This window comes from Rhodococcus sp. HNM0563, from assembly GCF_012726195.1.
GTDB lineage: Bacteria > Actinomycetota > Actinomycetes > Mycobacteriales > Mycobacteriaceae > Rhodococcus.
Genome location: NZ_JAASAF010000001.1, coordinates 251,792 through 265,642, shown reverse-complemented (window position 1 = coordinate 265,642; position 13,851 = coordinate 251,792). Strand labels below are relative to the sequence as shown.

Sequence of the window (13,851 nt, the reverse complement as noted above, 5' to 3'; positions counted from 1 at the left end):
CGTGCACACTAACCGCGCATCGCTCCGGAAGCCGAACCGGACACCAGCCGGATGTACAGGAGTTTGTCGCCGGGCTCGATCGCATCGATCTCCGGAGACCCGATCCTCCACATGCGACCGTCGCGCACCACCGCCAGGACGATGTCCTTGAGATGACGGGGTGAGCCCCCCACTTCGCTCTCGTCCACATCACGTTCAGCGATCGCGAAACCCGCCTCGGGTGTCAGCAGATCTTCGATCATCTCGACGACGTTCGGGGTGGTCGTGGCGATCCCGAGAAGCCGGCCCGCGGTCTCGGACGAGATCACCACCGAATCAGCGCCCGACTGTCGCATCAGGTGGGTGTTCTCCGATTCGCGGATCGCTGCGACGATCTTCGCCTTCGGCGCGATCTCCCGCGCGCTGAGAGTCACCAGGACCGCGGTGTCGTCGCGGTTCGCCGCGACGATAACTGCGGCGGCGTGCTGGACACCCGCGAGTCGCAGCACATCGGACTTGGTCGCCGAGCCCTGCACCGTGACGAGCCCCTGCCGCTCGGCGGCCTCGAGCACGCGCGGGTCGGTGTCCACCACCACGATCTCGGACGGGGGAACCCCGTCGCCGAGCATCGCGTCGACGGCAGTATGCCCCTTGGTGCCGTAGCCGATCACGACGGTGTGATTACGCACGGGGAGCCTCCATCACTGAATCTCGAATGCCTGTCGGGGAGTTACCGGCCGGCAGGGGTGTCGCACCGACCAGAACGGCAGCCTACGCGCCGGGCGCTAGTGTGACGTGCATGTCCACGCAACGTTCCCGTGGCCCCGCGCTGCGGCTTGCCGCGCTCCTCACCGGCGCCGGTGTCATGCACTTCGTCCTGCCCGCGCAGTTCGACAGCATCGTGCCGAAACAGTTACCGGGCGAGGCTCGCCACTACACCTACGCGTCGGGCGTCGCCGAGCTGGCCGTCGCGGCGACGCTGGCGGTCCCCCGCACCCGCCGGCTCGGTGGCACCCTTGCCGCGTTCTTGTTCGTCGCCGTGTTTCCTGCGAACGTGCAGATGGCGGTGAGCTGGCTTCGAAGCAACCGTGTCTCCCCCGCTGCAAAGGCGGTCGCGGTGGCTCGACTTCCCCTGCAGATCCCACTCGTCACCGAAGCGTTGAAGGTCCGGCGTACCGCCGGGAGGTGACTCTCCCCCTAACGGCGCGCCAGTAGGAGTTCGGTGAGCTCCGACGGACACACGAGCGCGGGCAGATGTCCGCTGTCGACCGTCTCCGGTTCGACGCCGAGCCTGTCGTTCGCCAACCTGGTGAGGAACGGAAGCGGAAAGAGCCGGTCGTGGCGCCCGGCGACCACTCTCACCGGCACGTCGGGCCAACTCTCCGCCTCCCACCGCGGTTCGAAAGCCTTGTCCGACAACCGACTCTCCTCACGCGCGAATGCTTCGTCGCGCAACTCCGCAGGCACATCGTGGAAGAACAGTTCCAGAGGATCGGGTGCCGCGTCGGGATCACGTCCGTCGAGGACGTCCTGGGTGCGCTTGGCCTCCTCGTGCCCGACGTTGCCCCACCACAGTCCGGGTGATTCGCCGGGTGCGGGGATCATCGGTGCCACCAGGATCAGTTCGTCGACGGGAACACGCTCGGCGACGAGTACTGCGGTGAACGCCGACATCGACTGTCCCACGACGATCAGCGGTCCCTCGGCACCTCTGATCGCGGCGACCACGATGTCGGCATAGGTGCGCTGGTCGGCCTGATCGTCGCCGTACGGAAGGTCGACCGGCATCGCCGTGTGTCCGTGCTGCGCAAGCAACGGCACCACCAGATGCCAGTACCACGAATCGGAGCCCGCGCCGGGCAACAATACGAACGTCGACATCACTCTCACCCGTTCTCGGCGCCGGCAGACCGCACGAGCCGTTCGAGGAAGTCTGCGCCGGGCAGATCGTCGGGCGCCACCGTCCGGCCCGTCCTCACATAATGGAATGCCGCACGGACCTTGTCGAGAGGAATGTCGGCGGGGCGCCCGGTGATACGCGCGGTCCTCGCCGCCATCAATCTCGCCCACGCCAGCCGGTAGGCCGCAAGCTGCATCCCCACCGAGGCGAGCTTGTCGGCGTCCGGTTCGGCGCCGGTCTTCCAGTCGATGACCGTCCATCCGCCGTCCGGATCCTCGAAGACCGCGTCGATCCGCCCGCGGATCACAGTGCCGGCCAAGGACGTTTCGAAAGGTACCTCGACCTCGATCGGATTCCGGGCGGCCCAGGACGACCGCAGGAACGCTTCCTGCAACCTGTCGAAGTCGGATTCGTCGCCGCCTTCGTCGTCGGCGCCGGGCAGTTCGTCCAGGTCGAGCAGCCGGGTTGCACCGAAGCGACGTTCGAGCCACGCGTGGAACGCCGTTCCCCGCCGCGCGAGCGGGTTGGGCCGAAACGGCAGGGGCCGGCGCAGGCGTGCCGCGAGAGCGTCCGGATCCGCGGCAAGATCCACGAGCTGGCTGACCGACAGCTGTGCGGGCATCACCACTTCGGCACCGCGTTCAGCGCGCTGGTCGCGTTCCGCAAGCAGCGCATCGACGTCTGCCGCCCACTCGTCGGGGTCGTCCTCGGGCTGGTCGAGCGGCTCGGGTTCGCCGGCGGCAACGGCGTCGAGGACCAGCGCAGCACCGCGTTCGACGTCGGCGCGCCTCGATCCGAGGGGGTCGCGTGGCCACACAGCGCTGCGCGGCGTCTCGGTCATCGGATTGGCGGTGCCCGGCTCGGGTGCGGAGTCCCACTGATCGATCACGCCGAGTTCCGGGCGTTCGGTCAGCAGCGCATGCAGCTCTGTGAGGAACTCCGACGGGCCCTTGGGCTCCGACCCGGTGTCGGCCCAGTGGTGTCCGGACACGTACAGCGCCCGCTCCGTCCGGGTCAGCGCAACGTAGAACAGTCTCCTGTCCTCATCGTGCTTACGCCGTTTGAGTGCGTCCTTGTGGGCATCGATCGCATTCTCGACCATCTTGCGGTCCGAGACGTCGTCGAGATCGAGCACCGGTACACCGTCGGTACCCCCGCCCGGTTCGTCACCCGGTTGAGCACGGTCGCCACGGAGCGCAGGCGGGAGTTCGGCGAGCGCACCGAGCCACGTCGACAGTCCGGTCGTCGACGGGAAGATTCCGGTACTCACGTGTGGGACGGCCACTACCTGCCATTCGAGGCCCTTCGCCGAATGCACCGTGAGGATCTGCACCCGCTCGGGATCGACCTCGACCTCCCCCGGGGTGAGTCCTTGTTCGATCTCTTCGGCTGCCGACAGGTAGGCGAGCAGACCGGGCAATGTCGCATGGCCGCGACCGGCAAAGGACGCAACGACGTCTGCGAAGGCGTCCAGGTGTTCGCGACCTGCCACTCCGCTGTTGCTGCCGACCCGGGCCTGCGCCTCGATACCGATGCCGAGGACGCGTTCGACCTCGGCTACGAGCTCGGTCAGCGGTTGCCCCAGTCGTTCGCGCAACGAGGCGAGCTCGCGGGCCAGCGCCGTGATCCGCGCGAATCCGAACTTCGAATACTGCTCCGGCCGCCCGGGGTCGGAGATCGCATCCGCCAGCCCGGCCTGATCGGCGTACTCACCGGGCAGAGCCGAGTCGAGAGCGTCGTCGAGGGCGTCAGGATCGGTGACAGCACCGGTGACGCCGTGCCGGCCGGTGATCGCCAGTTCCTGCGCTCTGCGCCACAGAGCACGTAGATCTGCGGCGCCCAGCTGCCACCGTGCGCCGGTCAGGACCCGTACGGCGGCACTGCCTGCCATCGGGTCTGCGGCCAGACGCAGCATCGCAAGCACGTCGGCGACTTCGGGTGTGTGCAGAAGACCACCGAGACCCACCACCTCGACAGGCAATCCGCGGGCACGGAGCGCCTCTGCCATCGGTGCTGCATCGGCGTTGCGGCGCACCAGAACCGCAGCTGTGGGCGGCGGAACATTCTCGGCGCGCGCGGCCGCGTACTCGGCTTCGATCCGGTCGGCCACCCACCTGCGCTCGGCGTCGACGTCGCGGTGCATGGCGATCCGCACGTCGCCGGGCACCGCATCGGGACGCGACCTCAACCTGCTCACGGCTACGCCGCGCTCGCGCAGCGGCTCGGACGACACGTTGGCGAGTTCGAGCGCCTCCGGCGGATTGCGCCAGCTGGTCAGAAGTTCCAGCTTCGGTGCGGGTTCGCCGTCGGGGAGTTCGAAATCGGTTGCGAAGCGCGGAAGATTCGCGGCAGAGGCTCCGCGCCACCCGTAGATCGACTGCATCGGATCTCCCACTGCCGTGACGGCAAGACCACCGTCCTGGCCACCGCCGAACAGTGCCGACAGCAGGATCCGCTGAGCGTGTCCGGTGTCCTGATACTCGTCGAGCAGGACCACACGGAATCGCTCGCGTTCGCCTGCTCCGACTTCCGCGTGATCGCGGGCAACGCGTGCCGCGAGCGACATCTGACTACCGAAGTCGAGCGCACCTTCACGGCGCAGGGTTTCGGCGAGCCGCTGTACCAGCGGAAGCAGTTGCACGCGGGCGTCCTGTGTCTCGAGGTAGCCGAGGAGCGTCTTCGACGGCCCACCCCGTTGTCCCGGCCCACCCGGCAAGGTGTGGATCAGCTTGCCGAGTTCGGTATGCGCTTCGGCCAGCTGTTCGGGATCGACGAGGTGCTCGGCGAGCTGACCGGACAGCGCGAGGACGGTTTCGGTGACCGACGCGGGGTTCCGATCGGTGTCGAGCTCGCCGTCCCACGCGCTGACCACACGGTGCGCGATCTGCCACAGCTCGGTTTCCGAGAGCAACGCCGCCGACGGCTCGATCGGCAGCAACAGCCCGTGCTCGCCGAGCAGGCGCCCCGCGTATGCGTGGTACGTCCCGACCTCTGGCTCGCTGCCCAGGATCCGATTGCGAAGACCACCTGTGGGGTCGAGGTCGCGGACCAGCGGTGACCCGGCCAGTTTCGCGAGCCGCCGACGGATCCTGGTGGTCAGCTGTTGCGCGGCCTTGCGTGTGAAGGTCAGACCGAGGACCTGTTCGGGCTCCACGACGCCGTTCGCGACGAGCCATACCACCCGCGCCGCCATGGTTTCCGTCTTGCCTGCCCCCGCGCCGGCCACGACGAGGGCCGGGCCCATCGGCGCCTCGATGACCGCGGTCTGTTCGGTGGTCGGCGGTGGTTGGCCGAGTGCCTCGGCAAGTTGCTCCGCGCTCACCCGGTCCGGGCTCATCCGGTCACCTGCCTGCCTTCATCGTGTGCGGGACAACTCGATTGGACCGGACAATGCCGGCACCCGTCGTTGACCTGCGCCAGGAATTGCGGTCCGCGGGTCGCGGCCGCCGCTTCGTGGATCACGCCGCGCCAGTGCTCGAGCCCTTCCTGGTCGAGGGGTGGCTGAACCCGCTGAGTAGCCCCTTCCTTGTTGTGAGGCTTGGCCACGAAGACCAATCGCGCCCCGCCCGGTGTCGCGGCGGGTTCGCCCTCGACGGCACCCTCGGCGACTGCCACCTGATAGGTCGCCAATTGCGCGTGGTCGCGCGCGGCGTCCTTCGACACGGGATTCTTCGCGGTCTTGACGTCGACCACCACGGGACGGCCCTCGGGGTCGCGTTCGAGCCGGTCGATGCGCCCGCGAAGCCGGACGCGGGGCGCGCCTGCCTCACGAGGTTCGATCATGCCGTCGACAGTGACCTCGACTCCCACTTCCTCGAGTTCGCTGCGGGTTCCCTGCAGCCAGGTCGAGAAGGTGTCGAGCATTCTGCGCGTGCGTTCGAGTTCGCGACGCGCATACCAGTCGGAACCGAGGTCGACGGAACTCCAGGCGTTCTCGAGCGCCTGATCGATCCGGTCCGGAGGGATTCGCCCCGCGAGCGCCTGGACGAGGGTGTGCACGAGAGTGCCCGTCACCGCGTGCGAATTCTCGCCGTCGGATCCGCCGTGTCGTTCGAACATCCAGCGCAGCGGGCACGTGACGAGCTGTTCGACGGTGGAGGGCGACAGGCGTACCGCATCGTCCGGTTCCCACAGCGACAAGTCGGTACTCGGATCTGCTGTGCCGTACCACTTTTCGGGGTGAGCCCCTTGCACTCCTGCGCGAGCGAGCCTGGCGAGTTGAACGGCAGCACGATGCACGCGGTCGGGTTCGTGCAGCGCGAGCACCGGATCGCACACGACGGAACGCAATTCCGCGACGAGCGTCGGCAACGCGAGCACCCGCGTGCGCACTTCGTCGGGCACCGACGGCTCATCGGAGGTGCTCTGGTCGTCGGACCCGAGGAGTTCGTCGACGAACCGCGACCGCACGAGTTCGGTGTCGCCGCCGACCGAATCGACCGCGGTCACGAGTAGGCTCGTGCGGGCACGACTGCAGGCGACGAGGAACAACCGCCGCTCGTCGGCGAGCAGAGGCGCTGTACGCGAGAGCCGGGTGCTGCTGCCATCGCCGCCGTCGGCCCCGGACACCGCGTCGATGAGCGCTTCGATACCGAGCAAGGTGCCACGCGCCCGCAGGCTCGGCCACAACCCTTCCTGCACGCCGGCGACCGCGACGACATCCCACTCCCGTCCCGCCGCAGAGTGCGCGCTCGAGATGGTGACGGCCTCGGATTCTGCTGCGGCACGGCTGCGCACCGTGCCCGGAATCTCCTGTTCGGTGAGGTAGTCGACGAATCCGGAGATCTGGGCGCGCGGAAGCCGGTCTACGTAGTCTGCTGCCGCGTCGAACAGCGCCACCACGGCGTCGAGGTCGCGGTCGGCTTGCGCACCGACCGGACCGCCGCGCGCGGACGCCGCTACCCAGCGCCGTTCGAGGCCTGTCGCCTGCCACGCCGCCCACAGCACGTCCTCCAGACCACCGCCGCGCAGCAACGCCGATCGCGCCTCGGCCACCACCGACAGCACCCGTTTCAGCGGAGCGGCCTCCACGTCGGTCAGGCCTCGCATCAGACGGTCGGATTCGGCGGAATCCTCGACGAGCAGGGTTCGGAGGAGTTCGGCGGAGTCCCGGTCGCCTTCGGATGCGAGTTCGGCCCGACGCAATCCGCGCCGGAGCCGACGCAGCGCAACCGGCTCGGCGCCACCGACCGGACCCGACAACAACGCAAGCGCTTCCTCGGGACCGAAGCGGCGTTCGGAGACCGCCCTCAACACCAGCAGCATCCCCGCGACGCTGTGCTGCCTGGCGAGCGGCAGTTCGGATGCAGCAGTGGTCATCGGCACACCGGCTGCGAGAAGTGCGCGGCGAAGTGGCGCGAGCACACGCGGAACGGATCGGACGATGACGGCCATCTTCGACCACGGCACCCCGTCGATCAGATGGGCACGTCGCAGAGCGTCGGCGACGACGGCAGCTTCCTTGGCCTGGGACGACATCACCGCCACGCGCACCTGTCCCGGTGCGCCTGCCGGATCGGGCAGCTGCGCACTCTCGCCGGGGACGGCAGCATCGGGTACCGAGGCGCCGCGGTGCGGCGGAAGCCCGGGAAGACGTCCGGCTATCGCGCCAGTGACGGACGCGATGGCCGCTGCTGCACGGAAATCGGTGCCCAGGATGATGCGTCGCTGCGGATCGTGCTCGGCGAGTCCGGTGAGGAACTCCGGGTCGGCTCCGCGGAAGGTGAACACACTCTGATCCGGGTCTCCCGCGATCGTGCTCGTACGTGTACCCGTGCCGATGACCCGCACGAGGTGCGCGGCCTGCGGATCGAGATGCTGGGCGTCGTCGACGAGGAGATGCCGGATGCGGCTGCGCTCCCCCGCAAGCAACTCGGGATCGGTCGCGAACGCCGCCAGCGCTGCGCCCACGAGTTCTGCGGCGTCGAGTGCCGGAGCCGTGGCTTCAGGAGCTTCGAGCCCTACTGCTCCGCGCAGGAGCATCACCTGCTCGTACCGCTGCGCGAACAACCCGGCCGCCACCCATTCTGGGCGTTCACGACGTTCACCGAGCTCGACGAGGTCTTCGGGGCCGAGACCGCGCTCGTTTGCCCGCAACATCAGATCGCGCAGTTCCACGGCGAAACCGGTCATGCCGAGTGCGGGCCTGAGACGCTCCGGCCACATCGTCGCGCCGTCGTCGATGTCGCCGCGCAACAGCTCACGCAGAACGGCGTCCTGCTCGGCACCCGTGATCAACCGCGGGGGAGGATTTCCGTGTGCGGAAGCCTGCAAGCGCAGCACAGCGAACGCATAGGAGTGGACCGTGCGGACGAGCGGCTCGCGGGTGGCACGTGGGTCGGTTGCCGCCCCGACACTGAGCAGTCCCGCGGTGATCGCCTCTCGCACCGCGGTGGCGGCACGCCGAGAGTGGGTGAGCACGAGCACCGAGTCGGGTTGAGCCCCCGACGCGATGCGATGCACCGCAAGATCCACGAGCAAGGACGTCTTTCCGGTACCCGGACCACCGAGGACCTGCCATGGCCGCCATTGCGACGCGGGCGGAGCGTCGGCGAAGACCTGTTGGACATCCTGCGTCCACTTCCGGGCCGTGGACGTGTCCTCCGGCCGCCGGACGAGCCGCGCGGCCGCGCGGCGCGGGCGCTCGGGCGCTCCACGCAGTCCGGTACGGAGATCGGCGTCGGTCATATCGACATCCCAGCAGATGGGTCCGACAGGGCGGCGCACCGCCTCGGTCGCCCGTGGCCGTATCCGGGGTGCCATAGTGAACGAGGTGAGCGCCTCCGCATCGCCCCTCCACACACATCTGTTCGGCCCCGCCGACGGCCCTGGGGTGCTGGCTCTGCACGGCCTGACCGGCCACGGCAGACGCTGGCAGAACCTGGCCGAGCGGCACCTTCCGGATCTCCGCGTGATCGCGCCGGATCTGCGGGGCCACGGCCGGTCGCCGTGGGAGCCGCCGTGGAGTTTCGAATCCCACGTCCACGATCTGCTGGGTGTTCTCGACGCTCACACCCGCGAGCCCGTCACGGTGGTCGGACACTCGTTCGGTGGCGCACTGGCGCTCCACCTCGCCGCCGCGGAACCCGACCGTGTCCGGGCGCTCGTTCTACTCGATCCTGCGATCGCACTGCCACCCGATCGACTACTCGAGATCGCAGATCTCACCGTGCGGTTTCCCGATTACACGGATGCGGCCGAGGCTCGTTCGGAGAAGGTACACGGCGACTGGGGCCAGGTGGCCCCGGAGCTTCTCGATGCCGAGATCGCGGAACACCTGGTCGCACTCGATTCCGGCCGGGTGAACTGGCGTTACTGCGTACCTGCGCTGGTGGCGTCGTGGGGCGAACTCGCACGTGAGTTCGTGCTGCCACCCAGCCACCTACCCACGGTCCTTGCACGTGCAGGCAGGGTTCGTCCCGCCTACACCTCGGACGCGTTCCGAACAGCGCTGGCCGAGCAACTCGGACCGCATCTGACGATGCTCGAACTCGACTGCGACCACATGATCGACCAGGCGATGCCCGCGAGTACGGCCGAACTGGTCAGGAAAGTGTTGTAGGCATGGTGACGACAGACGCTCAGATCGAGCACGTACGCGCCCTGGTCGCGTCGATTCCCCCCGGGTTCGTGGCAACTTACGGCGACATCGCTGACGCGGCAGGGATGTCCAGCCCTCGCACCGTCGGATGGATCATGCGGACCGACAGTTCCGACCTGCCCTGGCACCGCGTGGTCCCGGCGTCCGGCAAACCCGTCGCCCACCTCGCCCATCGTCAGTTGTCCCGACTCGCAGCCGAGGGCGCGCCCGTCACCGATGACCGGGTCGATATGCACCGAGCGCGTCACACTTTCTGAAGGCGCACGCGCGTCCTCGCGCGGTCTCGGGCAGCATGAGGGCATGTCCACGCTGTCCGAATCTGCGTCCGGGTCCGAGGCCGTCATCGTTGCGGGAGGGCGAGCGACCCGGATGGGTGGCGTCGACAAGCCCGCGCTCGTCGTCGCGGGCCGATCGATGCTCGACACGGCACTCGCCGCGGTGGCCGGTGCCGCCCGCATCACGGTCGTGGGCCCCCACCGCCACGGCCTCGACCCCGCGGTCGTCCAGGTTCAGGAGTCTCCGCCCGGTGGCGGGCCCGTCGCCGCGTTGGCGTCCGCGCGACCCACCGCAGAGATCGTCGTAACCCTCGCATCCGACCTTCCGTTCGTGAGCGCCGAGTCGATCGCCACCCTGGTCGGTGCGCTCGACGCCGCCCCCGACGCGGACGCGGCGTTTGCAGTCGACGACGGCGGCAATCTGCAGTTCCTGCTCGCCGCGTGGCGTGGGCACGCGCTTGCTGCGCGCCTGTCGGCACTCGGAGCCGACCCATCCGATCAGCCGATGAAGGCACTGCTTCCGGAGCGTTACGTCACGGCCGTCGTGCCCGGAACCGAGGACTGCGACACACCCGATGATCTGCATCGCGCCCGAGTGGCCACGAGCAGCCATGCCGACCCGGACGAGGCACGACGGCGGCTCCGGAGTGCTCAGCGTCCGATGCCTGTTCGCAGTGTCGCGCGCGACGAGGCCGTCGGATCCACGCTTGCCTCCCCGCTGGTTGCCGCAGCGTCGCTGCCGCCGGCCGCGACGTCCGCGATGGACGGATACGCCGTGTGCGGGGACAGCCCGTGGACGCTGCGGACAGAAGTCAGATACGCGGGGGCAGCAGACGAGTTCGCGCTCCGTCCTGGAGAGGCCGCCCGCATCGCCACGGGCGCGCACCTGCCGTGGGGCGCGACATCCGTGGTACGCGACGAGTACGTCACCGTCGACGACGGGGTCGTCACACGACTCCCGGACGCTCCGATCCGCGACGACTTCCGCCGCATCGGTGAAGAGTGGGAACCCGGATACGTACTGGCCGAAGCGGGATCGGCCGTGACGCCCGCGGTCGTCTCGACAGCTGCGAGTGGCGAAGTGTCGCACATCGACGTGCGCGGCCCCCTGCGGGTCCATCTCGCACTCACCGGCGACGAGATCCGTCGCAGCGGCCCGCTGCGCGAGGGGCAGACCCGTGATTCACTCGGGCCGGTTCTTCCCCAGTTCGTGTCGTGGTGCGGAGCAGAGGTCGCAGGCGAGGTCCATCTCCGCGACACGGCCGACGCCTTCGACGTCCTGCTGCGCACGAGCACCGAGGCCGACGCGATCGTGATCGTCGGCGCAACCGGTCGCGGGGCGGCGGATCAGCTGCGCGGTGCTCTCGATCGCGCGGGGGCATCGGTGGTGGTCGAACGGGTCCGGTGCAAGCCCGGGGGATCTCAGGTTGCCGCGATACTTCCGGACGGCCGAGCAGTGCTGGGCCTTCCCGGCAACCCTGTTGCGGCACTGGCAACTCTGTTGGTGATGCTGCCCGCGATCATCGACGGTCGCACGGTCCGCATTCCGGCGACACCACTGACCGCGCCACTGGCGAACGCCGCGGAGGTTGCGGGAGACGTCACCCGCTACCTCCCCGCGCGACAGCTGGCAGACGGAAAATGGATATGCGACAACATGATTCGAACCTCACATCTGGCAGGTCTCATCGGGCGTCCTGCGATCGCCTTGGTACCGCCGGATACCGCCGACGGCGATGCAGTGGAACTCGTGCTGCTACCCCGATGACACCGTCAGCGGGTACGCGACTGCGGCGTCCGGCGGGAGCACCGCGGTGATCGCGGTCCGGTACCGCCGCGCGACCAGCTCGACGATCGAGTCGGTCACCCCGAGCGGTGCGGCGACTCCGTCGGCGCCGCACTCGAACAGCCGGCTGTGGAACAACCCCTCGGCGAGCAGGTACGACGCGATGAACACTCTGCGGGCCCCCTGCGCCCGCAGATCATCCACGACCTCGGCCACCCGAGGAGTTCCGGTTGCGACGTAACCGATCCCGACCGCGCTGCGGGTCAGCACTTCCAGCATCCGCGCTGCCGCCCTGACGTCACACACTGCGCGCGGATCGGACGATCCTGCCGCCGCAAGCACCACTGTGTCGCCGGGAGACCATCCTGCATCCCGCAAGCGGGACACCAGCACCCTCGCCAATGCGGGATCCGGGCCGAGAGCATCCGTCACGACGACATCGCGGTGACCGCTGTCGGCGACCTCTCGGGGAACGTCGGTGTGCACGTGATAGCCCGACGCAAGAAACGCAGGCACGAGCACGGTCGGGCGGTCGCTGTCCCGCAGAATCTCGGCGGGCGACGGCCCAAGGACATCGACGAATGCCACACGCGTCGGTCCAGCAGTCCGCGACACCTCGCCCGCGAGCCGCGCGATCATCTCGACCCCCCGAGGATTCCGGGTGCCGTGGGCGACGAGGAGCAATGCCGGAGCGGTCGAATTCATAGTTCCTCCAATTCCACCGCGAGCCGGTATCCACGTTTGACGACCGTCTGTACGAGCCCGGGCGTACCGAGTGCCGAACGCAGCCGTGCCACCGCGGTCTCGACGGCGTGGGTGTCGCCGCCACCTCCGGGCAGGGCTGTCAGCAGTTCCTCACGGGAGACCACGTTTCCCGGCTTTGTCGCCAGCGCACGGATCAGCGCCATGCCTGCGGGGGCAAGGCAGCGCACCTCGTCGTCGACGAGAACGCATCGGCCCTGCAGCCCGAGAACGTGCGCGCCGATGTTGATCCGGACCGCTCGCCGAGGCAGATCCTCCGCGATGTGGCGGGCGAGAGATCCGAGTCTCGCCCGCGTCGGCATCGTCACGGGAACGTCGAGTTCGAGCAGCGGCGCAGCGGTCACGGGGCCGACACATACCGCAGTCACTCCGGCACGCAACCCCTGGAGCATCGGTTCGAGCATTCCGATTGCCTTGGCCCTCATCAGCATCGACGCGACCGCTGGAGCGCTGGTATAGGTGACGGCGTCGAGTGCGCGGTCGCTTATCTGCTCGATCATCCGGTCGAGCAACGTCGAATCCTCGGGTGGGGTCCAGCGGTAGACGGGAACCGGTACCACGTCGGCCCCGGCAGCGCACAGCACGTCGCACAGGTCATCTCCGGGTTCCCACTCGGTTCGCTCCCCGTGGAGTTGCACGGCAATCCGTTTTCCCGTGACGCCTTCGGCAAGGAGATGCTCGAGAACCTCGCTGGAGGACTCCGACTCGGGCGACCACTCCTCCCGCAGTTCCGCAGCTCGAATCGCGCCCGTGACCTTCGGCCCCCGCGCGAGGATGCGACTCGCGCTCAGTGCCCGCGACAACTCGTCCGCGAGACCCCACCCTTCCGCCGCACCCATCCATCCGCGGAAGCCGATCGCGGTGGTCGCGATGGTCACGTCCGGCGGATCTGTGACGATGGCACGCGTGGCGTGCTCGAGTTCGGCATCGTCGGACAGTGGGATTATCCGGATCGCGGGAGCGCGGACGACGTCGGCGCCTCGGCGGGTGAGCAGCGTCGCGAACTCGTCCGCGCGCCGCGACGCCGTGACTCCGATGGTGAACCCGCGCAGCGGCGTGTTCTCGGAGCTCACGAAACGACGCCGCTGTCCACGGCTTCGGCGCTCCTGCGCCCGCGGAGTGGGCTGTGAACCTGTACGACACCTGCCCACACACGAACCTTGTAGACCGGAAGGCCCACGGTGGGGTCGTCGAGGCAGCGACCGTCGTCGAGCGAGTAGACCTGCTTGAGCAACGGCGACGCGACGGTCGGTTCACCTGCACGGTCACCGACGATTCCTCTCGACATCACAGCGGCGTGACCGATCGGGTCGATGTTGCCGACCGCACGCAGCGTGCCGTCGTCGAGCAGGAACAACGCCACCTGCTCTCCCCCTCGTAGCAACACCGCCACTCCCCGCCCGGGGATGAGGTGGCTCAGCGGGCAGGCCGACGTCCATTCCAGCCGGCCGTTCAGCACGCTGTCGCGTGTCGTGGTCTCCGCGGTCGGCATCGCGATGACAGTCATGGGTCCTCCTCGAGACTTGTTACCCGAAATTCTGATCCTGCG

At 68.6% G+C, this 13,851-nt stretch carries 10 protein-coding genes and 1 pseudogene; 4 read left to right on the top strand and 7 right to left on the bottom strand.

Annotated elements, in window-relative coordinates:
• Positions 1 to 8: 8 nt before the first annotated feature.
• Positions 9 to 704 (bottom strand): annotated as a pseudogene (locus HCA61_RS01295) (NAD(P)-binding protein); the annotation flags it as partial.
• Between the two features lie 74 nt (positions 705 to 778).
• Here HCA61_RS01295 and HCA61_RS01290 point away from each other — a divergent pair.
• Positions 779 to 1,168 (top strand): hypothetical protein, encoded by a 390-nt coding sequence (locus HCA61_RS01290; protein ID WP_169685924.1) that lies wholly within the window; start codon positions 779 to 781, stop codon positions 1,166 to 1,168.
• 8 nt (positions 1,169 to 1,176) lie between these two features.
• Here HCA61_RS01290 and HCA61_RS01285 read toward each other — a convergent pair whose 3' ends face one another.
• The 3 genes from HCA61_RS01285 to HCA61_RS01275 are packed head-to-tail and all read right to left on the bottom strand — an operon-like array spanning position 1,177 to position 8,566.
• Positions 1,177 to 1,860 carry an alpha/beta fold hydrolase gene (locus HCA61_RS01285; RefSeq protein ID WP_169685922.1) on the bottom strand — a complete coding sequence of 228 codons (684 nt, stop codon included), beginning with the start codon at positions 1,858 to 1,860 and terminating at the stop codon, positions 1,177 to 1,179.
• Between the two features lie 5 nt (positions 1,861 to 1,865).
• Complete coding sequence (locus HCA61_RS01280) at positions 1,866 to 5,216, bottom strand: UvrD-helicase domain-containing protein (RefSeq protein WP_169685920.1); 3,351 nt, start codon at positions 5,214 to 5,216, stop codon at positions 1,866 to 1,868.
• Positions 5,213 to 8,566, bottom strand: a complete 3,354-nt coding sequence (locus tag HCA61_RS01275) for an ATP-dependent DNA helicase (protein WP_169685918.1) — start codon at positions 8,564 to 8,566, stop codon at positions 5,213 to 5,215. The genes HCA61_RS01280 and HCA61_RS01275 overlap by 4 nt, the downstream gene beginning before the upstream one ends.
• Before the next feature lie 85 nt (positions 8,567 to 8,651).
• Here HCA61_RS01275 and HCA61_RS01270 point away from each other — a divergent pair, with 85 nt between their 5' ends.
• From HCA61_RS01270 to HCA61_RS01260, 3 genes are read left to right on the top strand one after another with little or no spacing between them, the layout of a single operon-like run.
• Complete coding sequence (locus HCA61_RS01270) at positions 8,652 to 9,440, top strand: alpha/beta fold hydrolase (protein WP_346777459.1); 789 nt, start codon at positions 8,652 to 8,654, stop codon at positions 9,438 to 9,440.
• 2 nt (positions 9,441 to 9,442) lie between these two features.
• Positions 9,443 to 9,736 carry an MGMT family protein gene (locus tag HCA61_RS01265; protein WP_169685915.1) on the top strand — a complete coding sequence of 98 codons (294 nt, stop codon included), beginning with the start codon at positions 9,443 to 9,445 and terminating at the stop codon, positions 9,734 to 9,736.
• A 43-nt stretch (positions 9,737 to 9,779) separates the two neighbouring features.
• Positions 9,780 to 11,522 carry an NTP transferase domain-containing protein gene (locus tag HCA61_RS01260; RefSeq protein ID WP_169685913.1) on the top strand — a complete coding sequence of 581 codons (1,743 nt, stop codon included), beginning with the start codon at positions 9,780 to 9,782 and terminating at the stop codon, positions 11,520 to 11,522.
• Here HCA61_RS01260 and HCA61_RS01255 read toward each other — a convergent pair.
• The 3 genes from HCA61_RS01255 to nirD are packed head-to-tail and all read right to left on the bottom strand — an operon-like array spanning position 11,511 to position 13,809.
• Positions 11,511 to 12,245 carry a sirohydrochlorin chelatase gene (locus HCA61_RS01255; protein WP_169685911.1) on the bottom strand — a complete coding sequence of 245 codons (735 nt, stop codon included), beginning with the start codon at positions 12,243 to 12,245 and terminating at the stop codon, positions 11,511 to 11,513. The genes HCA61_RS01260 and HCA61_RS01255 overlap by 12 nt on opposite strands.
• Positions 12,242 to 13,375, bottom strand: a complete 1,134-nt coding sequence (locus HCA61_RS01250; RefSeq protein WP_169685909.1) for a uroporphyrinogen-III synthase — start codon at positions 13,373 to 13,375, stop codon at positions 12,242 to 12,244. Before HCA61_RS01250 ends, HCA61_RS01255 begins: the two co-directional genes overlap by 4 nt.
• Positions 13,372 to 13,809, bottom strand: a complete 438-nt coding sequence (gene nirD / locus HCA61_RS01245; protein WP_169685907.1) for a nitrite reductase small subunit NirD — start codon at positions 13,807 to 13,809, stop codon at positions 13,372 to 13,374. Before nirD ends, HCA61_RS01250 begins: the two co-directional genes overlap by 4 nt.
• Positions 13,810 to 13,851 lie beyond the last annotated feature (42 nt).

Bases quoted from the DNA above. Each gene is read 5' to 3' on its own strand.
- HCA61_RS01290 (WP_169685924.1), top strand. From the start codon at position 779: ATGTCCACGCAACGTTCCCGTGGCCCCGCGCTGCGGCTTGCCGCGCTC.
- HCA61_RS01285 (WP_169685922.1), bottom strand. From the start codon at position 1,860: ATGTCGACGTTCGTATTGTTGCCCGGCGCGGGCTCCGATTCGTGGTAC.
- HCA61_RS01280 (WP_169685920.1), bottom strand. From the start codon at position 5,216: ATGAGCCCGGACCGGGTGAGCGCGGAGCAACTTGCCGAGGCACTCGGC.
- HCA61_RS01275 (WP_169685918.1), bottom strand. From the start codon at position 8,566: ATGACCGACGCCGATCTCCGTACCGGACTGCGTGGAGCGCCCGAGCGC.
- HCA61_RS01265 (WP_169685915.1), top strand. From the start codon at position 9,443: ATGGTGACGACAGACGCTCAGATCGAGCACGTACGCGCCCTGGTCGCG.
- HCA61_RS01260 (WP_169685913.1), top strand. From the start codon at position 9,780: ATGTCCACGCTGTCCGAATCTGCGTCCGGGTCCGAGGCCGTCATCGTT.
- HCA61_RS01255 (WP_169685911.1), bottom strand. From the start codon at position 12,245: ATGAATTCGACCGCTCCGGCATTGCTCCTCGTCGCCCACGGCACCCGG.
- nirD (WP_169685907.1), bottom strand. From the start codon at position 13,809: ATGACTGTCATCGCGATGCCGACCGCGGAGACCACGACACGCGACAGC.